The sequence below is a fragment of the Loktanella sp. D2R18 genome (assembly GCF_003318235.1).
Taxonomy (GTDB): domain Bacteria; phylum Pseudomonadota; class Alphaproteobacteria; order Rhodobacterales; family Rhodobacteraceae; genus Yoonia.
The window spans coordinates 57,813-80,643 of sequence record NZ_QOCG01000019.1 but is presented as its reverse complement, the minus strand read 5'-3'; the positions used below and the strand labels follow the sequence as shown (position 1 = coordinate 80,643).

General features: G+C 55.2%; 26 protein-coding genes. 16 read left to right on the top strand and 10 right to left on the bottom strand.

What is annotated here, in order from left to right; translation table 11 throughout:
- The first annotated feature begins 50 nt into the window (after positions 1-50).
- Positions 51-479, top strand: coding sequence for a large conductance mechanosensitive channel protein MscL (gene mscL / locus DS901_RS10720; RefSeq protein WP_113777031.1), 429 nt, complete (start codon positions 51-53; stop codon positions 477-479).
- A gap of 57 nt (positions 480-536) precedes the next feature.
- Here the strand turns inward: mscL and ald are convergent, their stop codons facing one another.
- Positions 537-1,655 carry an alanine dehydrogenase gene (ald, locus tag DS901_RS10715; protein ID WP_113776933.1) on the bottom strand — a complete coding sequence of 373 codons (1,119 nt, stop codon included), beginning with the start codon at positions 1,653-1,655 and terminating at the stop codon, positions 537-539.
- Between the two features lie 133 nt (positions 1,656-1,788).
- On the opposite strand from ald, the gene DS901_RS10710 reads away from it, so the two are divergent.
- Positions 1,789-2,247 carry an Lrp/AsnC family transcriptional regulator gene (locus DS901_RS10710; RefSeq protein WP_113776932.1) on the top strand — a complete coding sequence of 153 codons (459 nt, stop codon included), beginning with the start codon at positions 1,789-1,791 and terminating at the stop codon, positions 2,245-2,247.
- A gap of 10 nt (positions 2,248-2,257) precedes the next feature.
- Here the strand turns inward: DS901_RS10710 and DS901_RS10705 are convergent, their stop codons facing one another.
- Positions 2,258-3,277, bottom strand: coding sequence for a YHYH protein (locus tag DS901_RS10705; RefSeq protein ID WP_113776931.1), 1,020 nt, complete (start codon positions 3,275-3,277; stop codon positions 2,258-2,260).
- Positions 3,278-3,516: 239 nt separating this feature from the next.
- On the opposite strand from DS901_RS10705, the gene DS901_RS10700 reads away from it, so the two are divergent.
- A complete protein-coding gene (locus tag DS901_RS10700) occupies positions 3,517-4,539 on the top strand; it encodes an aspartate-semialdehyde dehydrogenase (RefSeq protein WP_113777030.1) in 1,023 nt (340 codons plus the stop codon).
- A 33-nt stretch (positions 4,540-4,572) separates the two neighbouring features.
- Here DS901_RS10700 and DS901_RS10695 read toward each other — a convergent pair whose 3' ends face one another.
- On the bottom strand, positions 4,573-5,460 hold the full coding sequence (locus DS901_RS10695; RefSeq protein WP_258546698.1) for a DMT family transporter: 888 nt from the start codon (positions 5,458-5,460) through the stop codon (positions 4,573-4,575).
- 157 nt (positions 5,461-5,617) lie between these two features.
- Between DS901_RS10695 and DS901_RS10690 the strand changes: the two genes are divergently transcribed.
- Positions 5,618-7,285 carry a DUF4139 domain-containing protein gene (locus tag DS901_RS10690; RefSeq protein ID WP_113776930.1) on the top strand — a complete coding sequence of 556 codons (1,668 nt, stop codon included), beginning with the start codon at positions 5,618-5,620 and terminating at the stop codon, positions 7,283-7,285.
- A 64-nt stretch (positions 7,286-7,349) separates the two neighbouring features.
- Here DS901_RS10690 and DS901_RS10685 read toward each other — a convergent pair whose 3' ends face one another.
- A complete protein-coding gene (locus DS901_RS10685; RefSeq protein WP_113776929.1) occupies positions 7,350-8,999 on the bottom strand; it encodes an electron transfer flavoprotein-ubiquinone oxidoreductase in 1,650 nt (549 codons plus the stop codon).
- Between the two features lie 205 nt (positions 9,000-9,204).
- Here DS901_RS10685 and greA point away from each other — a divergent pair, with 205 nt between their 5' ends.
- From greA to DS901_RS10645, 8 genes are read left to right on the top strand one after another with little or no spacing between them, the layout of a single operon-like run.
- Positions 9,205-9,675 (top strand): transcription elongation factor GreA, encoded by a 471-nt coding sequence (greA, locus tag DS901_RS10680; protein ID WP_113776928.1) that lies wholly within the window; start codon positions 9,205-9,207, stop codon positions 9,673-9,675.
- Between the two features lie 14 nt (positions 9,676-9,689).
- Positions 9,690-10,553, top strand: a complete 864-nt coding sequence (locus tag DS901_RS10675; RefSeq protein ID WP_113776927.1) for a hypothetical protein — start codon at positions 9,690-9,692, stop codon at positions 10,551-10,553.
- Positions 10,554-10,559: 6 nt separating this feature from the next.
- The gene (locus DS901_RS10670; RefSeq protein WP_113776926.1) at positions 10,560-11,489 is read left to right on the top strand and encodes an AEC family transporter; all 930 of its coding nucleotides are present in this window, start codon (positions 10,560-10,562) and stop codon (positions 11,487-11,489) included.
- A gap of 38 nt (positions 11,490-11,527) precedes the next feature.
- A complete protein-coding gene (gene fghA / locus DS901_RS10665; RefSeq protein WP_113776925.1) occupies positions 11,528-12,358 on the top strand; it encodes an S-formylglutathione hydrolase in 831 nt (276 codons plus the stop codon).
- Positions 12,355-12,798 carry a YaiI/YqxD family protein gene (locus DS901_RS10660; RefSeq protein ID WP_113776924.1) on the top strand — a complete coding sequence of 148 codons (444 nt, stop codon included), beginning with the start codon at positions 12,355-12,357 and terminating at the stop codon, positions 12,796-12,798. The genes fghA and DS901_RS10660 overlap by 4 nt, the downstream gene beginning before the upstream one ends.
- Positions 12,799-12,857: 59 nt before the next feature.
- A complete protein-coding gene (locus tag DS901_RS10655) occupies positions 12,858-13,481 on the top strand; it encodes an HAD family hydrolase (protein WP_113776923.1) in 624 nt (207 codons plus the stop codon).
- Positions 13,478-14,407, top strand: coding sequence for an ornithine cyclodeaminase family protein (locus DS901_RS10650; protein WP_113776922.1), 930 nt, complete (start codon positions 13,478-13,480; stop codon positions 14,405-14,407). Before DS901_RS10655 ends, DS901_RS10650 begins: the two co-directional genes overlap by 4 nt.
- A 14-nt stretch (positions 14,408-14,421) precedes the next feature.
- Entirely contained in the window at positions 14,422-15,342 is a 921-nt protein-coding gene (locus DS901_RS10645) for an alpha/beta fold hydrolase (RefSeq protein ID WP_113776921.1), read from the top strand.
- On the opposite strand, the gene DS901_RS10640 is transcribed toward DS901_RS10645, so the two are convergent.
- The gene (locus DS901_RS10640; protein ID WP_113776920.1) at positions 15,339-16,577 is read right to left on the bottom strand and encodes an MFS transporter; all 1,239 of its coding nucleotides are present in this window, start codon (positions 16,575-16,577) and stop codon (positions 15,339-15,341) included. The genes DS901_RS10645 and DS901_RS10640 overlap by 4 nt on opposite strands.
- Before the next feature lie 92 nt (positions 16,578-16,669).
- Between DS901_RS10640 and zapE the strand changes: the two genes are divergently transcribed.
- Positions 16,670-17,725: a cell division protein ZapE gene (zapE, locus tag DS901_RS10635; protein ID WP_113777028.1), complete on the top strand. Its 1,056-nt coding sequence runs from the start codon at positions 16,670-16,672 to the stop codon at positions 17,723-17,725.
- Here zapE and DS901_RS10630 read toward each other — a convergent pair.
- Positions 17,722-18,369 (bottom strand): carbonic anhydrase, encoded by a 648-nt coding sequence (locus tag DS901_RS10630; RefSeq protein WP_113777027.1) that lies wholly within the window; start codon positions 18,367-18,369, stop codon positions 17,722-17,724. The two genes, zapE and DS901_RS10630, sit on opposite strands and share 4 nt — an antisense overlap.
- 111 nt (positions 18,370-18,480) lie before the next feature.
- Between DS901_RS10630 and DS901_RS10625 the strand changes: the two genes are divergently transcribed.
- From DS901_RS10625 to DS901_RS10615, 3 genes are all read left to right on the top strand, one after another.
- On the top strand, positions 18,481-18,897 hold the full coding sequence (locus DS901_RS10625; protein WP_113776919.1) for a hypothetical protein: 417 nt from the start codon (positions 18,481-18,483) through the stop codon (positions 18,895-18,897).
- 70 nt (positions 18,898-18,967) lie between these two features.
- Complete coding sequence (locus DS901_RS10620) at positions 18,968-20,347, top strand: leucyl aminopeptidase family protein (RefSeq protein WP_113777026.1); 1,380 nt, start codon at positions 18,968-18,970, stop codon at positions 20,345-20,347.
- Entirely contained in the window at positions 20,344-21,159 is an 816-nt protein-coding gene (locus DS901_RS10615) for a C40 family peptidase (RefSeq protein ID WP_113776918.1), read from the top strand. Before DS901_RS10620 ends, DS901_RS10615 begins: the two co-directional genes overlap by 4 nt.
- On the opposite strand, the gene DS901_RS10610 is transcribed toward DS901_RS10615, so the two are convergent.
- From DS901_RS10610 to DS901_RS10595, 4 genes are all read right to left on the bottom strand, one after another.
- Positions 21,156-21,635, bottom strand: a complete 480-nt coding sequence (locus DS901_RS10610; protein WP_113776917.1) for a hypothetical protein — start codon at positions 21,633-21,635, stop codon at positions 21,156-21,158. The two genes, DS901_RS10615 and DS901_RS10610, sit on opposite strands and share 4 nt — an antisense overlap.
- Positions 21,632-21,799 (bottom strand): hemin uptake protein HemP, encoded by a 168-nt coding sequence (gene hemP, locus DS901_RS10605; protein ID WP_113776916.1) that lies wholly within the window; start codon positions 21,797-21,799, stop codon positions 21,632-21,634. The genes DS901_RS10610 and hemP overlap by 4 nt, the downstream gene beginning before the upstream one ends.
- 163 nt (positions 21,800-21,962) lie before the next feature.
- A complete protein-coding gene (locus DS901_RS10600; protein ID WP_113776915.1) occupies positions 21,963-22,298 on the bottom strand; it encodes a DUF2794 domain-containing protein in 336 nt (111 codons plus the stop codon).
- Positions 22,299-22,512: 214 nt separating this feature from the next.
- Positions 22,513-22,776, bottom strand: coding sequence for an I78 family peptidase inhibitor (locus DS901_RS10595; RefSeq protein ID WP_113776914.1), 264 nt, complete (start codon positions 22,774-22,776; stop codon positions 22,513-22,515).
- Positions 22,777-22,831 lie beyond the last annotated feature (55 nt).

Genomic DNA, 22,831 nt, shown 5'->3' with positions numbered 1-22,831 from the left:
AAATAGAGGATGATGTGCGCCAATGCGCAACAGAAAGAGTGAGACAAATTATGATCAACGAATTCAAAAGCTTTATCGCCAAGGGCAACGTCATGGATATGGCTGTCGGTATCATCATTGGTGCCGCCTTTACGGCGATTGTGACATCGCTTGTGGGCGATTTGATTAACCCAATCATCGGGCTGGTGTCCGGCGGTATGGACTTTACTAACAAATACGCGGTTCTTGCGGGCGAAGTTCCTGCAGGTGCGTCGCTCGAAGCTGCGCGCGAAGCTGGCGCATCGATCTTTGCTTACGGGTCGTTCATTATGGCTATCATCAACTTTCTAATTATCGCGTTTGTGGTGTTCATGTTGGTAAAGACAGTGAACCGGGCCAAAGACGCTGCTGCCAAAGAAGAAGAGGCAGCACCAGAGGCGCCAAAAGGCCCAACGCAAGAAGAGCTACTTGCGGATATCTTGGCAGCTTTGAAGAAGTAAGCTTCGCGCTATAGAGAAAGGTAAAAAGGCCCGCAGATTTAGCGGGCCTTTTTGTGTTTATGACTTAAGCGCGGCACTTGGCGATAACACGTCAATTTTAAGCGCTGTTCCAACGGCAGCATAGGTCAGTTTGCCTGCATGCACATTCAGCCCGCGCAGCAGATGCGCGTCATCTTCGCAGGATTGACGCCAGCCTTTGTCAGCCAATGCGATCATAAAGGGCATCGTCGCATTCCCAAGCGCGATTGTGGATGTGCGCGCGACCGCACCCGGCATGTTGGCCACGCAGTAATGCATGATTCCATCGACCTCGTAGACTGGGTCTTGGTGGGTTGTTGCGCGCGATGTCTCAAAGCAGCCACCTTGGTCAATGGCCACGTCCACAAGCGCTGCACCGGGTTTCAATTCGGCCAATTGCGCGCGCGAGATTAGCTTGGGGGCAGCCGCACCAGGGATCAATACTGCGCCGATGATCATGTCTGCTTCACGGGCAAGCTCTATAGTGTTGCCTGCGCTGGCGTAGCTGGTGTTGAACTGCCCACCAAATACGTCGTCAAGATAGCGCAACCGCGCAAGCGACCGGTCAAGCACAGTGACATCCGCGCCCATGCCCGCCGCGATTTTCGCGGCTTGTGTGCCAACAACGCCGCCGCCGATCACGACAACGCGGGCAGGGCCGACGCCGGGCACACCGCCCATTAAAACACCACGTCCTCCGTTAGCCTTTTGCAGGGTCCACGCCCCAACCTGCGGGGCCAAGCGCCCGGCGACTTCTGACATTGGCGCAAGCAGTGGCAGGCCGCCACGATCATCAGTGACCGTTTCATAGGCAATACATGTCGCACCTGATTCCATCAGATCACGGGTTTGATCCATATCGGCAGCAAGGTGCAGATAGGTGAATAGAATTTGCCCTTCACTCAGCATTTTGCGCTCAACGGCTTGGGGTTCTTTGACCTTAACGATCATATCTGCGGCCGCGAAAATCTCAGCGGCAGTGCCTGCGATAGCAGCGCCAGCAGCGATATAGTCGGCGTCGCTAAAGCCTGCGCCGATCCCAGCACCTGTTTCGATGGTCACGCTATGGCCGTGATTGACAGCCTCTTGTGTCGCGTTTGGGGTCATACCAACGCGGAATTCTTGGGGTTTGATCTCTTTTGGGCAACCGATGTGCATTGTTTCTCCTCCTGTGTTGGGAAACCTTCGGCCTGATCAGGCACAATTTCTTTGGGAATAGCATTGGTTGTTTGCGCTAACTGTGGCAAGATCGTGCGTAAATATTTTAAATTTCAAAAGGATTGTGCGTCACATGGAGCTGGACAGTATCGATCGCCGAATCTTGCAGGTGCTGCAAAAAACTGGACGCATGTCGAATGCGGAACTATCCGAGGTTGCGAACCTGTCACCATCGGCTTGCCACCGTCGGGTACAAAGGTTGGAAAAAGACGGCTATATCCGCGATTATGTTGCGCTGCTCGACCCGCGCAAAGTGGGCCTGCCGACAACCGTGTTTGTTGAAATCACGCTCAGCGCGCAAGCGGATGAGGTGCTGGACGCGTTTGAACGGGCGGTGGCACTGGTGCCAGATGTGCTGGAATGCCACTTGATGGCGGGTACAGCTGACTACCTGCTCAAGGTCGTGGCGGACGACACTGATGATTTCGCGCGCATCCATCGCCGTTATTTGGCGCGTCTGCCCGGTGTGGCGCAGATGCAATCTTCGTTTTCTTTACGGACGGTGCGGCATACCACGGCTTTGCCTGTATGATGCACCCATCTTACTGATCTGCGCCCGGAGGTGGGCCGCTCGGTCTGCCGCCACGTGGCGACGGGTCACAGCCGCCGTCTTCGTTGAGTTGGGTGCAGGCGGTTTGCCCGGTCAGGCAGGGCAGGATTTGGTTCGTCGCTGTATCTGATACGTGGTAGTGATAGCCCAACCCCGCTACGCTATGTCCACGGCAGGCGTCTAAATCAGCGGGTTCTGTGCCGTCTTGATCAAGCTGTTCGTACAGATCAAACCCATCCAGCGCGACACCCAATTGTGCCGCATGCCCATCGATCGCGGCTGCAACACGCGCGCCGCAGCCGTCCATGATCCCATGATAGTGATAGCCTTCGGAAGGGTTAATATGCCCCCCGCAATCATCGAACGGCCCAAGTGTATGCCCGCCAAGGATCAATTCAAGCGGCGCTGGCCCTTCGACCTTAACGCCGTTGAACGCTAGACCGACGCCTTGACGGATGTCGCTTTCGCTGGTTTCACGCGGGACCGGGCTAAGCGGGATTTGATAGGTGTTGGTGACGGTCTCACCGATAAAGCCGAGGCTACAATCAACGCAGATATTGTTGGGCTGCCCGGTTGCGTTGGTCGGATCACCGGCCACGATACAGCCGATCTCATTGTTACGCAGGAAAACATCACCAGTTTCTGGATCAAACATTTGCCAGATGTCATCTTGGTAAATTTCTGAGAGATTGGCGATGAATTCCCCATCGACATCCATGACTTTGCCGTCGACGAACCATTTGCCGCCAGCCTCGGCGGTGTCGGAAATGTTAAGCGGGCAATAAGGGCCAGTAATGTGGTCCGCTGGGGCCGCAACCACCGTAATATTCAGGCAATAACCTGCGGCGTTTTCGGACAATGTGCAGGGCGAAAGGCTTGGCTCTCCAACGATTGTGGCGGATTGATAGTGTGCCACAAGCGCATCATAGCGGTCTTGTTCTGCTTGGCTTTGGGCCAGCGCCGAGCTTGCAAAAACGGCGGTGGTAGCAAGTGAAAGGAGGGCGCGTTTCATGGGGCGGTTCTTTTCGGTTGTTGTTCGCGGTCAGCATATCGGGCTGTACGTACAATTCCAAATCACGTTTTGAACGAAAGGGTCTTATGTAAGCCTATACATCTAAACCCCAAAATCCGCTTTCGACGTATTTTTTGATGATCCGGGCGCATTGATAGATGCATGGCATTTTGTATGCCTCTTTTCCTTATTTCACGAAGGGTGTAACAGGCAGCAACCGCCAAAAAGGAATTGATGACATGGGCTATAAAATTGCCGTCGTAGGGGCCACTGGTAACGTGGGCCGTGAAATGCTGAACATCCTCGCCGAACGGGAATTTCCTGTGGACGAGATCGTCGCTCTTGCCAGCCGCAAATCGCAGGGTAGCGAAGTCAGCTTTGGTGAGAAGACCCTGAAGACAAAGGACCTTGATACCTTTGATTTCACGGGCTGGGACATGGCCCTATTCGCTGTTGGCTCTGATGCGACAAAAATCTACGCCCCTAAAGCCGCCGCTGCTGGCTGTGTGGTGATCGATAACTCTTCGCTTTACCGCTATGATCCCGATGTGCCGTTGATCGTTCCCGAAGTGAACGCAGATGCAATTCACGGTTACACAAAGAAAAACATCATTGCGAACCCGAACTGTTCGACCGCGCAAATGGTAGTGGCTTTGAAGCCACTGCACGACCGCGCGACAATCAAACGTGTCGTGGTCAGCACCTATCAATCTGTGTCCGGTGCGGGCAAAGGTGGGATCGACGAATTGTGGGATCAAACCAAATCGATCTACAATCCGACCGATGATAAGCCTGCCAAGCAGTTCACCAAGCAGATCGCGTTCAACGTGATTCCGCATATCGACGTGTTCATGGAAGATGGATCGACCAAAGAAGAATGGAAAATGGTCGCCGAGACCAAAAAGATCATCGACAAGGCTATCAAAGTCACGGCGACCTGTGTCCGCGTGCCTGTGTTCGTCGGCCATTCTGAGGCGATCAACATTGAATTCGAAGAGCACCTTGATGAGGACGAAGCCCGCGACATTCTGCGCGAAGCCCCCGGCATCATGGTGATCGACAAGCGTGAAGACGGAGGCTACGTCACCCCAATTGAATGCGTTGGCGATTTTGCAACCTTCATCAGCCGTATCCGCCAAGATAGCACAATCGACAACGGCCTGAACCTGTGGTGTGTCTCTGACAACCTGCGCAAAGGTGCGGCGCTGAACGCTGTGCAAATCGCCGAAGTACTGGGCCGTGAGTGTTTGAAAAAAGGCTAGTCGGTTCGTTCCGAACTGCTGGAAAAGGGGCGCTTACGGCGTCCCTTTTTGCGTTCTTGTGCGCCAAACGATCACCAGCCCTGAGGTCACAATCAAGGCGCTGCCGATCAACATAGCGGGTGTCACAGTTTCGCCAAAAAACAAAACACCGCAGCCGATCCCAAACAACAGCCGTACATAGCGAAACGGCGTGATGGCAGAGACTTCGCCCGTGCGCATTGCTTTCATCAACCCGCCATATGCAACTGCCCCGACCAATGCGAGCCCGATCAAATAGGGGGCATTTGCGGATGTGATTGCCGTAAACGGCTGGCCTTCATGGGCTGCATAAAGTGCGCCAGCAGCAAAGAGGGACATGAACCCGTAAAACCCCAATGCGGCGGTGCCCAGTGTTTTAGGGGCCGCGCGGCTGGCAAGGTCGCGCCCCGCGAAACCAAACATCCCAATCAGGGCAAGAATGGACGTCGCCGTAAAACTATCACCGCCGGGTTGGATGATGATGACAACACCCAACAGCCCAATAAAAATCGCAACCCAGCGACGTGGACCAACCGTTTCGCCGAACACCAACGCAGCCCCCGCAACAACGACAAGCGGGGTTGCTTGCAAGATGACCGTAGTCGCAGAAAGCGGTGTCAGCGCAAGGGAAAGCGCAAAGAATAAGCGTCCAAGAACCTCAAAAACTACCCGAACGCGCATTGCGGGCGATACAACATCACGGCTGATTAACCGGGTTTTGGTGACCATCGCCATAGCCCAAAACGCCAGCGCGCCACCCGCGCCAAAAAGCATCAAAAGTTGCCCCACGGCCATGCTTTGGGACGCCGCTTTGAACAAGACGTCTTCGATCGCAAAACAGGCCATCGCCCCGATCATCCACAGGCTGCCGATCAGGTTGGCGTGTCTATTTACTGCGTGCATATTGGCCCTCCACGGGCATGTGTGGGCGGCTTTACGGGGGCGGTCAATTGCTTGCAAACCGCCGCATGAATTTAATTTCCAAGCCACCCAAGGATTGCGTAGTGGCGCGCGTCCTACCATCATACAATTATTCAAAGTCCCAATGAGGAGACCACATATGTTGCGCCCACTTTTGACAACCAGCTTGATCGCGCTTTGCGCGCCCGCCTTGGCGGATAGTTTCACGGGCGAAGCCCATGTTGATACCGTCACAATCTACCCCGGCCTTGCGACGGTCACGCGGCAGGTCACGCTTGATTTACCCGCAGGGCAACATGAAATCACGGTGCCCGGATTACCCCAAGGGCTCATGACCGAAGGGTTGCGGTTGGCCGCACCGCAAGGCGTGCAAATTGGTGCCGTGAACCTTGCGCATGATCGTTTGCCCGTCACGCCTGACCAAACCTCGCCGGAAATTCAGGCCGCCAAAGATGAGGTCGAGCGGCTTGAGGACGTGCTGCGCATGCGTGATACGGCGATCGCGGAAATCCGGTTACGGATACAGGCCGCTGATGAGCAAATCGCATTCCTTCAAAGCCTCTCACAAGCCAGCGCGGGTGATGCATTGTCGGCCAATGGTATTGATGATATCCGCGCACTTTCCCAAATGGTCGGCGCCGAAACTTTGGCTACGCGTCAGGCGGGGTTTGCTGCTGAACAAGAGGCCCGCACCGCCGAGCGCGCGCGCGAAGACGACGTGAAGGCCTTGAATGATGCGCTGCGCGCGCTCGACGCCTTGATGGCTCCTGAAAAAGACGGATCAGTTTTGACGTTTTCTGTTTTGATGGCTGAGGCGGGCGAAGTCGCGATTGATGTTAGCACCCAAGAAGGCTTTGCCAATTGGGCACCCGTTTACGATATGCGGCTGACGACTGGAGATGCGCCTGTGTTTGATCTGGATCGGTCGGTGGTGATCAGCCAAAGCAGCGGTCAAGATTGGATGGATGTAAAGCTGGTGCTATCTACCGCACGTCCAGGTGAACAAATCGCCCCCAGCGGCGTTTGGGCGCCGTTGCGCCAGATTGTATCCGAAGAAGATCTAGAGAAAGAACGCAATGTGCGTGCGGTATCTGACCGAATGTCCGGGTCTGTTGCCTTGATGGACGCGCCGGCGCCTATGGCGATGGTCGCCGAGATGGCACCTGCCGTGGTCGCGACCGCAGATTTCAGCGGGGCTGCTGTGACCTATACCTATCCGGGCCGCGTAAATATTCGCAATGGTGTCGAAGATTTGCGCCTACCGCTTGATACCCTGTCGTTGGACGCTGATGTCTGGGCCGAAGCGGTGCCAAGCCGTGACAACATTGCTTACCGCGTCGCCGAATTTACGAATACGACGGATGAATTACTGCTGCCCGGCACGGCCTTGATGTTTGCGGATGGCACGATGATTGGCTTTAGTGAATTGCCGTTGATTGCGTCGGGTACGGACACGCAGATGGGCTTTGGTCCATTAGACGGGATTATCTTGAACCGCATGACCCCAAACCGGTCAGAAGGCGACCGCGGCGTGTTCAGCAGTACAAATGAGCTGAAAGAAGAGGCGGTGATCACTGTCGAAAACCTGACGGGTCAAGACTGGGATGTCTTGCTGCGTGACGCGGTGCCTTATTCGGAACAGGATGACCTCGAAGTGACCGTTTCGGCCAGCCCATCCGCTGACCGCACGAACCCCGAAGGGCGGCGTGGCATCCTCGAATGGGATCTGAATGTGCCAGCGGGTGAGAGCGCAGAGATCGCGCTTGATTACACGCTGACATGGCCGGGTGGATATGTTTTGCGGTAAGGTGGATTAAAATCCACCCTACGGATGCCGCGTAAAAAAGGGGCCTTTTCGGCCCCTTTTTTACTTACATATTTGGGTAATTCGGCCCGTCACCGCCTTGTGGGACCGTCCAGGTGATATTCTGGCTTGGGTCTTTGATGTCGCAGGTTTTGCAGTGCACACAGTTTTGGAAGTTTATCACAAACTGTGTGTCTTTGCCTTCTTCGTGAATGAATTCGTAGACGCCAGCCGGGCAGTACCGCGCGGATGGGCCAGCGTATTTGGCGAGGTTCACATCAACCGGCACGGATGGGTCGGTCAGCTGCAAATGTGCGGGCTGGCTTTCTTCGTGGTTGGTAAAGCTGAACGACACGTTGGTCAGACGATCAAACGACAGCTTTCCGTCTGGTTTCGGATAGTCGATGACCTTGTGCTTGCTGGCGTCCTCTGTCGCCTCTGCATCAGATTTTCCGTGCTTGAGCGTGCCAAGTAGCGAGAACCCAAATGTGTTGGTCCACATGTCCATCGCGCCGACCGTCAATGAAGCGAGTAGTCCAAATCGTGACCAAAGCGGTTTCACGTTCCGTACTTTTTTCAGGTCTGCGCCGATGTCCCCTTCGCGCACTGCTGTTTCATAATCGGTCAGCTCATCGCTTTGGCGATCTTCTTTGATCGCGGCGACCGCAGCTTCGGCGGCGGCGATGCCTGACAGCATGGCGTTATGGTTGCCTTTGATCCGCGGTACGTTGACCATACCCGCTGAACAGCCCAGCAGTGCGCCGCCGGGGAAGGTCAGTTTTGGCATAGACTGATAGCCGCCTTCGGTGATTGCACGCGCGCCGTATGCGACGCGTTTGCCGCCTTCGAGCAAATCCGCGACCATCGGGTGATGCTTGAACCGTTGGAATTCCATATAGGGGAACATATGTGGGTTTTTATAGTTCAGGTGGACCACGAACCCGATATATACTTGATTGTTCTCAAGGTGGTAGATGAATGACCCGCCGCCCGCGTTGCCGCCCAAAGGCCAGCCCATTGTGTGGGTCACGGTGCCTTGCTTGTGCTTGGCAGGGTCGATTTCCCAAATTTCTTTCATGCCGAGACCGTATTTTTGGACATCATGCCCATCGGTCAGATTGTATTTGGCGATGACTTGCTTGGACAGCGATCCGCGCACGCCCTCAGATAGGAACACGTATTTGCCGTGCAGTTCCATGCCAGGTTCATAGCCAGGGCCTTCTGACCCGTCTGCTGCTTTGCCGAATTCGCCCGCGACCACACCTTTGACTTCGCCGTTTTCGCCAAAGACCAGTTCGGAACAGGCCATGCCGGGAAAAATCTCAACCCCAAGCTCTTCGGCTTGTTCAGCCATCCAGCGGCACACGTTGCCCATAGACACAATATAATTGCCATGGTTGTTCATCAGCGGTGGCATGGCCATATTAGGCAGGCGAATTTGGCCTGCTTCACCCATCATATAGAAATTGTCTTTTTCAACGGGCACGTTCAACGGCGCGCCTTTTTCTTTCCAATCGGGAATCAACGCGTCCAAGCCAGATGGGTCAAGCACCGCGCCTGAGAGAATATGCGCGCCAACTTCGGACCCTTTTTCAAGCACGACGACCTCAAGATCAGCATCAAGCTGTTTCAGGCGGATCGCCGCTGACAGCCCGGCTGGTCCTGCGCCAACGATTACTACGTCATATTCCATCGTTTCGCGTGTCGTCTCGGCCATCTGGGTATCCTTCGTCTATCGGGGCGGTGCCCCCTTTAAATTGCTTGCCCTAAGCGTTACCTGATGCAGGATTGTGGGGCAATCAATACACGACGTCAAAGCGTTTGACCGCGACACGGTAGCGCGCCAAGACCCTTGACTTTGCTTACCCCACTTAGGCTATGAACGTCCGATTGACACTTTTTTACCCCGGAGCAAAGGCATTATGGACAAGATCCCACTTACACGCGCAGGTTTTGACAAGCTGGATGCCGAATTGAAGCATCTAAAGACTGTTGAACGCCCAGCCATCATTCGCGCCATTGCCGAAGCACGCGAACATGGTGATCTGTCCGAGAACGCCGAATATCATTCCGCGAAGGAAAAGCAGTCCTTTATCGAAGGGCGCGTCAAGGAATTGGAAGGCGTAATTTCACTGGCCGATGTAATTGACGTGGCCAAGCTGACCGGCACGATTAAATTCGGCGCGAGCGTCGCATTGGTTGATGAAGAGACCGATGAAGAAAAAACCTATCAGATTGTTGGCGAATACGAAGCCGATATCGAAAACGGCAAGCTGAACATGCAGTCGCCCCTGTCACGTGCCTTGATCGGCAAAGAAGAAGGCGACAGCGTCGAAGTGCGTACCCCCGGTGGCGTGCGCAGCTACGAAATCCTGTCGATCACGTTCAAATAGAGGGCAATCGTCGTATGGCGCGCCCTTTGATCACCGATCCAGACCCAGTTTCACGCGTTGCCGTGGGGTTCGCGGTTGGGTGGCTTGTCTTGCTCGGGGTGCTTTTTTTGCTGGTACCGCCGCTAATTGTAACGGACGCGGGGTTTGATAGCCTGCGGTTTGTGGCATTGATTGTTGTTACATGTTTGCCTGTTGCAGTCGCCTTATTGGTTGCAGCGGGACTTCGCGCGCACCGTAAGTTGCGTGACGACGCGTTTCGCATGCAGTCCGCACTTGATGCGCTGCGGCAAACCCGCGCGAGCCAGCCTGCGCCCCAACGGCCCGTTGATACAAAACCTGTACAAAAACCCCAGGCCGCGCCAGAATCCAAACCAGCCGCCGTATCTGTGGCCCCGGCGTCTGCCAGTGCTTTGGACCCAATCGATCTGATCCGTGCCTTGAACTTTCCCAATACCGAAGACGATGCCGAAGGTTTCGCGGCCCTGCGTGCGGCGCTGCGTGATCCGCAAGCCCGGCAATTGGTGCAAGCAAGCCAAGATGTGCTGACGCTTTTGTCGCAAGACGGCATCTATATGGATGATCTCAAGGTCACGACAGCCAGCGCAGAGTTATGGCGTAAATTTGCGGCGGGCACGCGCGGGGCCGCGATTGCGGGCTTGGGCGGTGTCGCCGATCCCGCAGCACTTGCTGCCGTGATGCACCGCAAGAAAGACGACACGATTTTTCGCGATTCGATGCTGCATTTCTTGCGCTACTTCGACAAAATGCTCGCACAATTTTTGCCTGAAATCAGCGATGACGCCTTGCTTATCCTTGCCGAAACACGCAGCGCGCGTGCGTTTATGCTGTTGGGCCGTGCGGTGGGCACGTTTGAATAATCGCAGATGATAGATATTTTTCTGCAGACCTCGCCGTTTTTCATGTTGATTGCTGTTGGCTATGGGGCGGCCCGAACTGGGTTCTTTCCGGCTGAGGCCAATGCCTATCTGTCGAAATTTGTGTTCTATTTCGCCCTATCGGCGATGCTGTTCCGGTTTTCCGCGAACTTGGCGCTGGATGATGTGTTGGACTGGCCTTTCGTCCTTGCTTATCTTTGCGCGACAATGGTGGTCTATCTGATTGCCACATTTGCCGCGTTACGCCGGGGCGTCCCGATGACTGAAGCCGCAGTTGAGGCCCAATGCGCGGCTGTTGGCAATGTCGGCTATCTGGGTGTTCCAATGCTGGTTTTGCTGCTTGGAGATGCCGCAATTGGGCCGGTGATGATGGTGTTGATCGTCGATTTGATCGTATTTGGTAGCTTGATTGTCATCTTGATCACCGGTGCGCGGGATGGGCGGATGTCACCGCGTGTCTTGGGGACCGTGGGGCGGGGTTTGCTGAAAAACCCAATGATCGTGTCAATTTCATTCGGGGTTCTTACGTCGGCAACTCACCTCTCGGTTCCGGGGCCGATCAACGATTTCCTGAGTTTACTTGGCGCCGCGGCGACACCTGGGGCATTGTTTGTGATTGGCGCGTCACTTGCCTCAAAATCGGCAGAGCGTGTTGCTGTCGCGGGGTGGTTAAGCTTTTGCAAGCTGATCTTGCACCCGCTGGCCGTCGCCATTGCTGCACTATTTGTTTTCGATATCGCCCCCTATGCGGCGGGGGTCATGATCGCGGCGGCGTCTTTGCCGGTCGCAGGGAATGTGTATATTCTCGCCCAGCACTACGGCGTCGCCCCGGCCCGCGTGTCGGCAACAATCTTGATTTCTACGGTTGCCAGCGTGGTCACTGTTTCGCTGGTGATTGCGTGGGTGACAAGCATTTGATCCTGCGCTAGCCGTTGTGCAACTGACAGGAGGCCACGATGAAAACAATTTCTGAAAATCGCTGCTATGGCGGGACCCAAGGGGTCTATTCACACGCATCGACAAGCTGCAATTGCGATATGACCTTTGGGGTGTTTTTGCCCGAAGAAGCCGCGCATGGCCCCGTGCCTGTTTTGTGGTTTTTGTCGGGCCTGACCTGCACCCATGAGAATGCGATGACCAAGGCTGGTGCGCAGGCATGGGCGGCTGAACAAGGGATTGCACTGATTTTTCCGGATACATCCCCGCGTGGTGCGGATGTCCCGGATGATGAAGCCTATGATCTAGGGCAGGGAGCTGGGTTTTATATTGATGCGACCGAGCACCCTTGGGACAAGCATTTCAAAATGTGGACTTATGTTGCCGAGGAACTGCCCGCGCTGGTGGCAGAACGCTTTGCGTTGGATATGGATCGCCAATCCATTTGTGGTCATTCGATGGGTGGGCATGGTGCATTGACCATGGCGATGGCATTGCCGGGACGGTTTCGGTCGGTGTCGGCTTTTGCGCCGATCTGCAACCCGTTGGCCAGCGAATGGGGCCGCAAACAGTTCACGGCTTATTGGGGCGCAGATGAGGCCAAGTGGGGCCCGCATGACGCCAGCGTTTTGATGCAGGCCGATGGCTTTGACGGTCCGGTTCTGATCGATACGGGCACGGATGATCAGTTCACGCATTTGCTTGGCACGCCAGCGCTCGCGCAAGCGATGGCTGCGAAATCGCAAGAAGGCACGATCCGCCTGCAAAAGGGCTATGATCATTCCTATTTCTTTATCGCAACCTTCATGGAAGATCATGTCGCATTCCATGCAGAGGCGCTTTACGCATGATCTATGTTGACGCGGATGCATGCCCGGTCAAGGCAGAGGTCGAAAGGGTGGGCACCCGTCATAAACTGAAGATGTTTGTCGTCTCAAACGGGGGGATTAGACCATCGGCGAATCCGTTTGTTGAGACCGTTGTCGTACCGGATGGGCCTGATATCGCGGATATGTGGATCGCGGATCGCGCCACCAAGGGCGATGTGGTGATCACAGGGGATATTCCGTTGGCCGCGCGTTGTATCGAAAACGGGGCGCTTGTGCTGAAACACAATGGCGAACCGCTGACGACGGCCAATATCGGTAATGTGCTCGCGACCCGTGATCTAATGGCAGATATGCGCGCCGCTGACCCGTTTCGGCAGGGTGGCGGAAAACCCTTTGGCAAAGCGGATCGCGCCCGTTTTTTAGACGCATTGGAACGGATGGTACGCCAAGCAGCGCGATAGCATTTACACCCATCCTCCGGCTGCTAGACTATCCGCAACAAGAAATTTTGGGGGCCGGTATGGCAAAAATTCAGGCCGTCATTTTTGACATTGGAAACGTGCTGATTGAATGGCAGCCAGAGCGGTTTTATGACCGTATCATCGGCGCTGAACGCCGCAAGGCGATGTTTGCAGAGATTGATTTGCACGGGATCAATGATCTGGTCGACCGTGGTCATAATTTTCGTGACACAATCTATGCCGCGGCGGACGACAACCCCGGTTGGGCCGCAGAAGTGCGGATGTGGCACGATAATTGGGCCGAAATGGCCACACCCGCGATTGATCATTCTGTGCGTTTGCTGCGGGCATTGCGTGCAGCAGGGGTGCCGGTGTTTGCCCTGTCTAACTTTGGTATTCAGCCTTTTGACATTGCAGAACCCGTCTATCCGTTCCTGAAAGAATTCGACCGCCGCTATATTTCGGGCCACATGCAAGAGGTGAAGCCGGGCCACCGGATTTATGAAATGGTCGAACAGGATTGCGGTATCGCGCCTGAGGCTTTGTTGTTTGTTGATGATCGTGCCGAAAACATCGACACGGCAGCAGCACGCGGATGGCAAACGCATTTGTTTTCCGGCGCGCAGGGCTGGGCGGACCGTTTGGTTGCTGAGACACTTTTGACCGCGGGGGCCGCACAATGACCGTTATGATCCCATTTACTGAGGGCGAGGCGCAGCTAGACTGGATCGCGCTTACCGACGCATTGGCCGCCGGGCATGATTTAGCCAAAGCGGATGTCGCGGATGTGTTTCTTTACGAGGGTGATAATACGCTGTTGAACAGGTCTGCTTGGATTGCGGGCATGGGGCTTGCGGTGAAATGCGCCACGATTTTTCCGGGCAACCGTACGGTGGGCAAACCGATGGTTGGCGGTGCTGTGAACCTGTTTTCGGGGGATGACGGATCGTTAGAAGCCATTGTCGATTTCCATCTTGTGACCAAATGGAAAACTGCGGGCGATAGCTTGCTTGCGGCACGGCGTTTGGCGCGACCCGATAGTAAGAATATCCTCATTGTGGGTGCGGGCACGGTCGGGCACAGCTTGTTTTCTGCTTACTCTGCTGCCTTTCCGGATGCTTCATTCACAGTGTGGAACAGATCGCCTGCGGGGGCTGAATCGTTTCAAAAGACACATCCAGAGGTTAAAGTTGCGCAAAATCTCGCCGAGGCGGTGAACGCCGCTGACATTGTGACTTCTGCCACGATGTCGACCGATCCTCTGATCAAGGGCGAATGGCTACGACCAGGGCAACATATTGATCTTATTGGGGCATATCGGCCTGATATGCGCGAGGCCGATGATCTCGCGCTCCAACGATCACGGATCTTTGTGGATAGTTTTGACACCACATTGGGCCACATCGGAGAACTCAAGATTCCGCTGGAAACAGGGGCAATTGCGCAAAAGGATGTTGTGGCCGACTATTATGCGCTAAGCCAGTTTAAACGCGTCGATGACGCTGAGATTACGCTGTTCAAAAACGGTGGTGGGGCGCATCTTGATCTTATGACAAGCCGCTACATACTGGCTGCATGGCAGACGCGGGGCTCGGTCCCTGCTAAATAACGGGACGAAAGATCATGTGGTATTACTGGATTCTTGGGGCATTTGTGGTTTTGGCTGCCTTGCCATTGCTGTTTGAGCGCATGCGTAAACCAGTCAGCGAATGGGATCGCGGACAGACGACCGGTGATCTCGCACCTTTGTCACAAGGTTCAACGCATTACCGCTGGGTGGGTCCCGTGCGCGGTCCGGTAGCGGTGATTGTGCATGGGATATCAACATCTTCGGCGTCTATTGATGGGCTTGCAGATGGCTTGGGCGAAATGGGGTACCGGGTCTTAGTATATGATCTTTACGGGCGCGGGCTGTCTGACACAGTATCTGGGCGACAAAATCGGGCGTTTTTCTTGCGGCAGCTGACCGAATTGCTTGCTTATCACCGTCTCTCGGAAGATATCACGCTTGTCGGCTATTCGATGGGTGGCGCGATTGCGACGGCGTTTTCGGCCGATAACCCGCACTTCATAAAGCAACTAATTCTTGTCGCTACAGCAGGCGTCGTGACCGAAGAAAGCAAATTTTCTGAATTTTGTCGCAAGACGCCAGTGCTGGGCGATTGGGTGCATGGAGTGTTTGCGCGCCGCCGTGCAGCAAAGGCGATTCCAAAGGTCGGACCAAGTTCAATGGCAGGCAAGGTCTATGCCGCACAGCGCCTTGAATTGCGGCGCCGTGGATATTTACCTGCTGTTCTTTCAAGCCGTCGCGGTATGTTGTCCGAGGCGCAGGAAAAGGATCATCGTCGCCTTGGACGTGTTGATGTGCCTACAATCGCCATTTGGGCAGAACATGACCAAGTGATCCCAATTCAGGCGCTGGGCGTGTTGGCGCAATGGCACCGCGCCGTCCACCAAGAGGTTGTCGCGGGCGCTGACCACGCGATGCCTTATACACATTGCCCGCAGCTTTTGCAGGCGATTGTGAAAGCCATGAAAATCTAAGCTGGGGCCGGTGCGGGGCAATTTTCTTTGATCGGTAAATGCACGATCGCGCTGAATGCGCCAATCGCCACCCCGACCCACCAGACATGTGTGTATGTCCCATAGATATCGTACAGCTTACCGCCGAGCCATACCCCCAAAAACGATCCAAGCTGATGAGAAAAGAACACAATGCCGTAGAGCGTGCCCATGTAGCGAATCCCATAAAGGTGCGCGACGAGCCCCGAAGTGAGCGGCACAGTCGCGAGCCACAGGCTCCCCATTCCGACAGAAAACAACACCACCGATAGCGGTGTAATTGGTAACAGAATAAACAAAGCGGCGATAATAGTCCGCCCTGTATAAATACCTGCAAGCAAATATTTCTTAGAATATCGATTGCCAGCCCATCCGGCCAATAAGGTGCCCCCGATATTGGCCAGCCCAATCAATGAAATCGCGACCGCGCCAAGCCGACTGGTTGTCGTAATCCCAAGCCCGGCAAGCAGCCCACCTTGGTCTAATGGCCCGCACATTTCTGTCACAAGCGCCGGGAAATGCGCCGTCACAAATGCGAGCTGATAGCCGCATGAAAAGAACCCCAAAAAGATCAGCGTATAGGACGGGTCCTTGAACGCGCGGATCAGGATCGTGCCCATGCTTTCTTCAAGCTCTGCCTTTGAAGCCCGTGCAGGGCTGCGCATCATAGGTAGGACCAAGAGGGTCGCCATAATCATGCCTGCAAAGGCCACAAACGTGGATTGCCAGGTCATGAAGCCCAACAGATATTCGGCCAGTGGCGCGCCAAAGACCTGACCCGCAGACCCAGCCGCCGTTGCAATGGCCAGCGCCATCGATCTGTTCTCAGCCGATGCCGCGCGCCCGACAACGGCAAGGATCACCCCAAACCCGGTGCCCGCAATTCCAAAACCGACCAAGATTTCATAAAACTGATGTGCCTCTGGCGTGGTCGCGCCCGCCGATAGCAGTAGCCCGGCGGCATAGAACAAGGCCCCCATAATGATCGCTTTGCGGTCGCCGATCTTTTCTGCGACTGCCCCAAATATCGGTTGCCCAATCCCCCAAGCCAAGTTTTGGATCGCAATGGCGAGACTGAAATCGGCGCGGACCCAGCCAAATTCATCCGCGATTGGGATTTGGAAGACCCCAAATGATGCACGGATCGCGAATCCGGTCATGATGATAAGGCAGCCGGCAATCAAGACCGGGGTGATAAGGGGGGATTTATGTTCCATTGGTGCAGTTCGCGTGCTTGTCGCGGTTTTGTCAAATATTCAATTGTATCGACACGCTTTCCATCGCCGCAGTCGCGGGGTATCTGACCGATATGACAATTCAAGATGTATATCATGCCGCCGTTGCTGCGGGGACCTTAACGTCTGACGATGCGCAGCTAACCGTTCTACCCGGGTTAGAGCGCGTACGCCTAGCGCTTGCGACCCCGCCAGCAAAGCGTGGGTTGTTTCGCAAAGCCCCGCCACCTGTGTCGGGGTTGTATATGTGGGGCGGTGTAGGACGCGGGAAATCCATGTTGATGGATTTGCTATATGATCAGGTTGATGCCCCCAAACGGCGCGATCATTTCCACGCCTTTATGCAATGGGTGCATGCCGAAATGACCGAAGCCCGCAAACGCGGCGTGGATGATGCAATTGCGCCCGTTGCCGCGAAACTGGTGGATGATGTGCGGTTTTTGGCCTTCGACGAAATGCAAATCACCGACATCACCGACGCGATGATTGTTGGGCGCTTGTTCGAAGCGCTTTTCGCAGCAGGGGTTGTGGTTGTGACCACATCCAACCGCCCACCAGATGACCTCTATAAGAACGGTTTGAACCGCCAGCTTTTCACACCCTTCATCGCTTTGATCAAGGACCGCATGGTGGTGCATGAGCTGATCAGCGACACAGACTATCGGCAGGATCGCTTGGCTGGAAAGCAAAGCTATTTTTCTCCCAATGATGCCGCTGCGCAGGCCGCGATTGCCGAAATTTGGGATCATCTGAGCAATGGCAAATCAGAACCATTGGTGCTGCACGTCAAAGGTCGCGAAGTCGACTTGCCGGGTTATCACAACGGTGTGGCACGCGCTAAATTCTATGATCTCTGCGGGCGCTTTTTGGGCGCCGCAGATTACCTTGCGCTGGCAGAGGCCGTGCGCGTACTGATCCTTGAAGATATTCCAGCATTGTCGCGCAGCAATTTCAATGAGGCGAAACGCTTTGTCACCCTAATTGACGCGCTTTACGAGGCGAAGGTGCAGTTGATTTGTTCAGCCGCCGCCGCGCCTGAATTGCTGTATCTCGAAGGCGAAGGGACGTTCGAATTTGAACGCACCGCCAGCCGTTTGCGCGAAATGCAATCGGCTGACTGGGGGGCTTAGATCGTCACGAACCCGTCCACGTCTGGATCATAAGATTCGAGGGTGCCTTCGCCGATGTCATTCCAAAGACCGTGCAGTGACAATGTGCCTTCTTCGACGGCTTTTTGTACAAATGGAAACGTCATGAGGTTGTTCAGCGATACCGTGACAGAAATTTTTTCCAGCGCACTTTTGCGGGATTCGTCGTCCCCTTCGGGCAACGCGTCAAAGCCGGGGCGCAGAATTTCCATCCAGCGCCCGACGAAGCTAGTCTTTTCTTCGAGCTCAGGCGCGTTGCCCGAACACATGTCATAGCAGCCCGCGACACCGCCGCAGCTAGAATGACCCAAAACCACCAAATGCGAGACTTTCAACGCGTTGACCGCATATTCTACCGCTGCTGACGTCCCGTGGTTTTCGCCGTCGGGGTTATAGGGCGGCACCAGATTTGCGATGTTGCGGTGAATGAAAAATTCGCCTTGGTCCGCGCCAAAAATAGACGTGACATGCACCCGGCTGTCGCAACATGAAATGATCATTGCCCGTGGGCGCTGACCTTCGTCGGCAAGACGACGATACCAGCTTTTGTTTTCGGCATGGGTCGTTGCTTTCCAACCATGGTAGCGGGTGACCATATAAGAGGGCAGAGGGCGGGCGTATTTCATTTTGGGCTCCGTCATGATTTTAGCCAAACTAAATCGAATTGAGCAGAAATTCGAGCGCTTTTTCTGCCGTGCGTAAACATTCCGAAAACTTTCAGCGCGCATAATGCGCCTATGAAAAATATACATCAAACGCTGGTACCAACTGTAGATGCTGATATTGACGTGATCACGCTTCGCTGTCCTGATCTGCCGCAACTCAATGCGGTCCCGTTGCAACGTCTTTTTGCCACCAAAAGCGAAAGTGAAGCAGAGGCAATCGTGTGTCGTGTGCTTGAAGATCTCGCGCTGCGTTTGGATGTGCTGCAAAAAGGGTTGGCATCGCAAAATCTTGCGATGATGCTAAAACCCTGCCGTAAGATTCGCTTGATCGCGGAACAAATTGGTCTGACAGAAATCGCAATCACGGCGGATCATGTGCAAACCTGTCTACGTCAAGCTGACCTCACCGCGCTTGCGGCGACATTGGCGCGGCTGGAACGCAGCTTTGATGCGGCAGGCAACGAGCTGTGGAATTTTCGTCAAACCTAAGCGGTGCCACTTGCGGTGCCGTCGTGGCGGGGTAATCTAGTGTTTCAATTGACCCTATTGGATGCACCCCATGCTGTTGACCTTCGCCCCCGAAACCGCCCGAGCAATTCCTATTACGGTGGTCGATAAGCCGGGGTTTGATTGTGCATTGGCGGCGCTTGACGATGCGGGCCGCGCGTGGGCGGCAGCGCAAGGGTTTACTGCCGGATTGGGACAGGTCCTGACCCTGCCAGCGACGGATGGCAGCATTGCGCAGGTCTTGGTAGGTTATGGCACCGTCGAAAGCCGCGCGCGCGGCCGGTTTCATATGGGCGCAGCGGCAGCTAAATTGCCTGCTGGCGTCTATGAGATTACCAATGGTCTCGAAGGGCCTGCACTGGAAGAGGCGGCTCTCGGATGGCTTTTGTCACAGTATAAGTTTGATCGCTACGCGACCGCCAACGCGACGACCGCGCAGCTGGTCGCACCCGCTGGGATCGATGCTGAAAAAGTTGCAATCACTGCCAATGGCGAGGCACTCACCCGTGATCTTATCAACACGCCCGCATCCGATATGGGTCCGCAAGAACTCGAGGATGCCGCGCGTGCATTGGCGGGCGAGTATGGCGCAAAGATCGCCGTCTCTACTGGCGATGATTTGCACGCGGACGGGTTCCCAATGATCCACACGGTTGGTCGCGCATCATCGCGCGCGCCGCGTCTGCTGGACATGCGTTGGGGGGATGCCGGCCCGCAGCTGACGCTTGTGGGCAAAGGTGTTTGCTTTGACACTGGCGGGCTGAATATCAAACCCGGTGGCTCGATGGGGCTGATGAAAAAGGATATGGGCGGCGCTGCCACTGTCTTGGGCCTTGCGCATATGATTATGGGGTTGGGCCTGCCGATCCGTTTGCGTGTGCTCATCCCAGCGGTGGAAAACAGCATTGATGGTGACGCATTCCGCCCGCAAGATATCCTGACATCCCGTAAAGGGCTGACCGTCGAGGTCAATAATACTGATGCCGAAGGGCGGTTGGTACTGGCGGATGCCCTGACCTATGCCGACGAAGATCGGCCTGCGCTGGTGATTTCGATGGCGACATTGACAGGCGCTGCGCGCGTGGCTGTCGGCCCGGATATTTCACCGTTCTATACCGATAACGATAGCTATGCCGCGGCCCTAGCGGATGCGGCGATGAATGTTGCTGACCCGGTATGGCGCATGCCATTTCATAGCCCCTATGAGCCGATGATCGAGCCGGGGGTCGCTGATCTTGATAACGCGCCCAAAGGTGGGATGGCCGGCAGCATCACAGCCGCATTGTTTTTGCGCCGCTTCACAACAAGCCCTTACATCCATTTTGATATCTACGGGTGGCAACCCTCTGCGTCACCTGCACGGCCAAAAGGCGGCGTCGGGATGGGCGCGCGCGCCGTGCTTGCCGCATTGCCAGCGCTGCTAGACTTATGACCGACCGCAGGCTTTTGGCCGCCAATGGCCGGGTCGCGGCGTTGGATTTGGCGGGCACGGTTAAGGCGGATAGCTATGTCGTCGGTGTGCCGATGATGGTGTGTCGCCCGGTGACGGACTTGCGCCGGGCACCCGGTGGGCCCCGGGATCGGCAGGTTCTGCTTGGCGCGATTGTCACTGTATTAGAAGACCGCGAGGGGTGGTCGTTTGTACAACTTGCCAATGGGTATGTTGGATATGTGCTTTCGACGCATCTTGCGCGTCATCAAGATACCACACATTTTGTTAGCACAATGGCGACCCACACATATACAGCGGATGATTTTCGATCAGAACCGCTGCTGTCATTGCCCTTTGGGGCGCGTGTAACTGTCGTGGATGAACGGCGCGAATTTTATGAGACGACCGTTGGGTTCGTATCAAAGAAACATCTGCGCAATGTGGATCGCCCCTTTCAGGATCCGATCAATGTCGCGCAGCTTCATTTTGGCGTGCCTTATCTTTGGGGCGGGGATTCAACACGCGGCATCGATTGTTCAGGGTTGATTTCTGCCAGCCTGACAGCTTGCGGCATCGCTTGCCCCGGCGATAGCGATTTGCAGCGCGATGTGATCGGGACGGATGTGCAGGGAGACCTGATGCGCGGAGATATCGTGTTTTGGAAAGGTCATGTGGGTATGATGGTTGATGCGGATACTATGCTGCATGCGAGCGCCACGCCCATGGTTACAGTCTATGAACCGCTGACCAAGGTGATTGCCCGCGTGGAATTTCAAGGTCACGGGCAACCGTTGGCGCGGCGACGGGTTTAGTGGAGCGTTGCGGTGATTGGTTCGCAGTGATGAAGCGGCGGTCGGTGTCGTTTCATCATGCGTGTTAACGCACATCCCAAATCTGCCGCGATTGGGGTGATGATAGGGGCGACATCGGTGCGTACCAAAAGCGTTGCGATCAACATCGCGTCTTGACGGTCGCCCTCGGTCGCTGTTGTCACAAAATGCGCAAAACAGGCTTCATCCGCACCAAGACAGCGGCAATCCACGGCGTGGCGCATCAGTGGGCGTCGGCGGTGGCGCGCACAAAAGTCGAACAGGCTTTCGAGAATTTCCAAGGTTGACCGCGCTTGTGCCTCGCCTAAACCAGAGGCAAGATCCTTCCAGACGGCGGTTTGCCCTTCGGGGCCATCACACCACATCCGGAAATATAGAACGACATAGCGCGCAAGCGGCGATTGGTCAGCCAATTGGCCGACAGCCGCGCCGCCGGGATTGCGAAATGCCGCGGTCATTTTGTGAGAATCAGTTTTCCGGCGCGCGTGATGCGAAGCGTATAGGTCTGATCGCGCAGGACGATATTGGCGAGATCGCCATCTTGGGTCAGTACTTCGGCATCATATGTGGGCAATTTCGGTGCGGTGCTCGGCTGTGGGCGCGGGACGCTGTGGAAAGACATTTTTAGTTCCTTACGGTGACGGAGGCATGAAGGTGCCTGCGCACTTTCATCCTTGGAAATTGGCGGATTGGCTGACTGTCACGCGAACAGGTGGCTTGATATCGCGCAATTTAGCCGGATATGGGGGCATGAGTCAATCCGACATTTTTAGTCAGGTATTAAATCACTCAACTGCTCGGATCAGCTTGCGTTCTAGCACGCGCAAGACCTGCCGTAGATCGTGACCGCGTTTCAGAACCTGCCCATCCATGCCAATCACCGCATATTGACCTTGGCGCTGGCGCAGCTTTGGACGTTTCTCTATCCGGTAAAGCGGGTGTTCCGCCGCGCGCCGGAAGATCGAAAATACGGCCACTTCGCGCAGGCATGAAATACCGTAGTCCCGCCATTCACCCGCTGCGACCATTCGGCCGTAAAGGCCCAAGATTACGCCTAACTCAGTTCGATGGAATGCGATTTGGGGTGGGTGCGAAAACGGATCAGTCGGGTGTACACTCATAGCAAACCGTCGCGTTAATCCGAAAGAAAATCAAGTCCGTAAGGGGCTGCGTCGCGTTCACGCCGCAATGTTACCGCATTGGCGCCACAGATATTACCCAATGGGGTCACATCTGCATGCAAGGGTTTCGTTATAGCAAATTGCTACCCCGGTGTTGCGGCTAATTGCCCCCACCTCGTTCGCGATGCCGGGGACCATTTTTCTTTAAAATAAGCTAACCGCAGGTAATCGCCGCGATCTTTTCGTTGGCGTCAATTTGAAAATTGATCCGCTCAGGTCGGAAATCCATAGTGACAATGTCGCCCGGGCGCGTGACCCGGACCATTCCCAAAATCAGAACACGTTCAAGTGTTGTGGCATCTTGCCCGATCAATTCGGCGTGATCGTTTGCGCCGCATGTGTCGTCTTGGGCCTCGGGCAGGCTGGGCATTGCAGCAGTACAGGCGGAAAGTACCAGAAACGGGATGATATATTTCATCTTTTGATCATGCGGTAATTGCCCAAGCCTGTGCAAGCCGAAACAAAACCGTCGT

Coding starts and splice junctions, on each gene's coding strand:
- greA (WP_113776928.1), top strand. CDS start 9,205: ATGGACAAGATCCCACTTACACGCGCAGGTTTTGACAAGCTGGATGCC.
- ald (WP_113776933.1), bottom strand. CDS start 1,655: ATGCACATCGGTTGCCCAAAAGAGATCAAACCCCAAGAATTCCGCGTT.
- DS901_RS10610 (WP_113776917.1), bottom strand. CDS start 21,635: ATGACCGCGGCATTTCGCAATCCCGGCGGCGCGGCTGTCGGCCAATTG.
- hemP (WP_113776916.1), bottom strand. CDS start 21,799: ATGTCTTTCCACAGCGTCCCGCGCCCACAGCCGAGCACCGCACCGAAA.
- DS901_RS10650 (WP_113776922.1), top strand. CDS start 13,478: ATGACCGTTATGATCCCATTTACTGAGGGCGAGGCGCAGCTAGACTGG.
- DS901_RS10660 (WP_113776924.1), top strand. CDS start 12,355: ATGATCTATGTTGACGCGGATGCATGCCCGGTCAAGGCAGAGGTCGAA.
- DS901_RS10625 (WP_113776919.1), top strand. CDS start 18,481: ATGAAAAATATACATCAAACGCTGGTACCAACTGTAGATGCTGATATT.
- DS901_RS10645 (WP_113776921.1), top strand. CDS start 14,422: ATGTGGTATTACTGGATTCTTGGGGCATTTGTGGTTTTGGCTGCCTTG.
- DS901_RS10675 (WP_113776927.1), top strand. CDS start 9,690: ATGGCGCGCCCTTTGATCACCGATCCAGACCCAGTTTCACGCGTTGCC.
- DS901_RS10630 (WP_113777027.1), bottom strand. CDS start 18,369: ATGAAATACGCCCGCCCTCTGCCCTCTTATATGGTCACCCGCTACCAT.
- DS901_RS10690 (WP_113776930.1), top strand. CDS start 5,618: ATGTTGCGCCCACTTTTGACAACCAGCTTGATCGCGCTTTGCGCGCCC.
- DS901_RS10710 (WP_113776932.1), top strand. CDS start 1,789: ATGGAGCTGGACAGTATCGATCGCCGAATCTTGCAGGTGCTGCAAAAA.
- zapE (WP_113777028.1), top strand. CDS start 16,670: ATGACAATTCAAGATGTATATCATGCCGCCGTTGCTGCGGGGACCTTA.
- DS901_RS10655 (WP_113776923.1), top strand. CDS start 12,858: ATGGCAAAAATTCAGGCCGTCATTTTTGACATTGGAAACGTGCTGATT.
- DS901_RS10685 (WP_113776929.1), bottom strand. CDS start 8,999: ATGGCCGAGACGACACGCGAAACGATGGAATATGACGTAGTAATCGTT.
- mscL (WP_113777031.1), top strand. CDS start 51: ATGATCAACGAATTCAAAAGCTTTATCGCCAAGGGCAACGTCATGGAT.
- DS901_RS10695 (WP_258546698.1), bottom strand. CDS start 5,460: ATGCACGCAGTAAATAGACACGCCAACCTGATCGGCAGCCTGTGGATG.
- DS901_RS10700 (WP_113777030.1), top strand. CDS start 3,517: ATGGGCTATAAAATTGCCGTCGTAGGGGCCACTGGTAACGTGGGCCGT.
- DS901_RS10670 (WP_113776926.1), top strand. CDS start 10,560: ATGATAGATATTTTTCTGCAGACCTCGCCGTTTTTCATGTTGATTGCT.
- fghA (WP_113776925.1), top strand. CDS start 11,528: ATGAAAACAATTTCTGAAAATCGCTGCTATGGCGGGACCCAAGGGGTC.
- DS901_RS10615 (WP_113776918.1), top strand. CDS start 20,344: ATGACCGACCGCAGGCTTTTGGCCGCCAATGGCCGGGTCGCGGCGTTG.
- DS901_RS10595 (WP_113776914.1), bottom strand. CDS start 22,776: ATGAAATATATCATCCCGTTTCTGGTACTTTCCGCCTGTACTGCTGCA.
- DS901_RS10620 (WP_113777026.1), top strand. CDS start 18,968: ATGCTGTTGACCTTCGCCCCCGAAACCGCCCGAGCAATTCCTATTACG.
- DS901_RS10640 (WP_113776920.1), bottom strand. CDS start 16,577: ATGGAACATAAATCCCCCCTTATCACCCCGGTCTTGATTGCCGGCTGC.
- DS901_RS10705 (WP_113776931.1), bottom strand. CDS start 3,277: ATGAAACGCGCCCTCCTTTCACTTGCTACCACCGCCGTTTTTGCAAGC.
- DS901_RS10600 (WP_113776915.1), bottom strand. CDS start 22,298: ATGAGTGTACACCCGACTGATCCGTTTTCGCACCCACCCCAAATCGCA.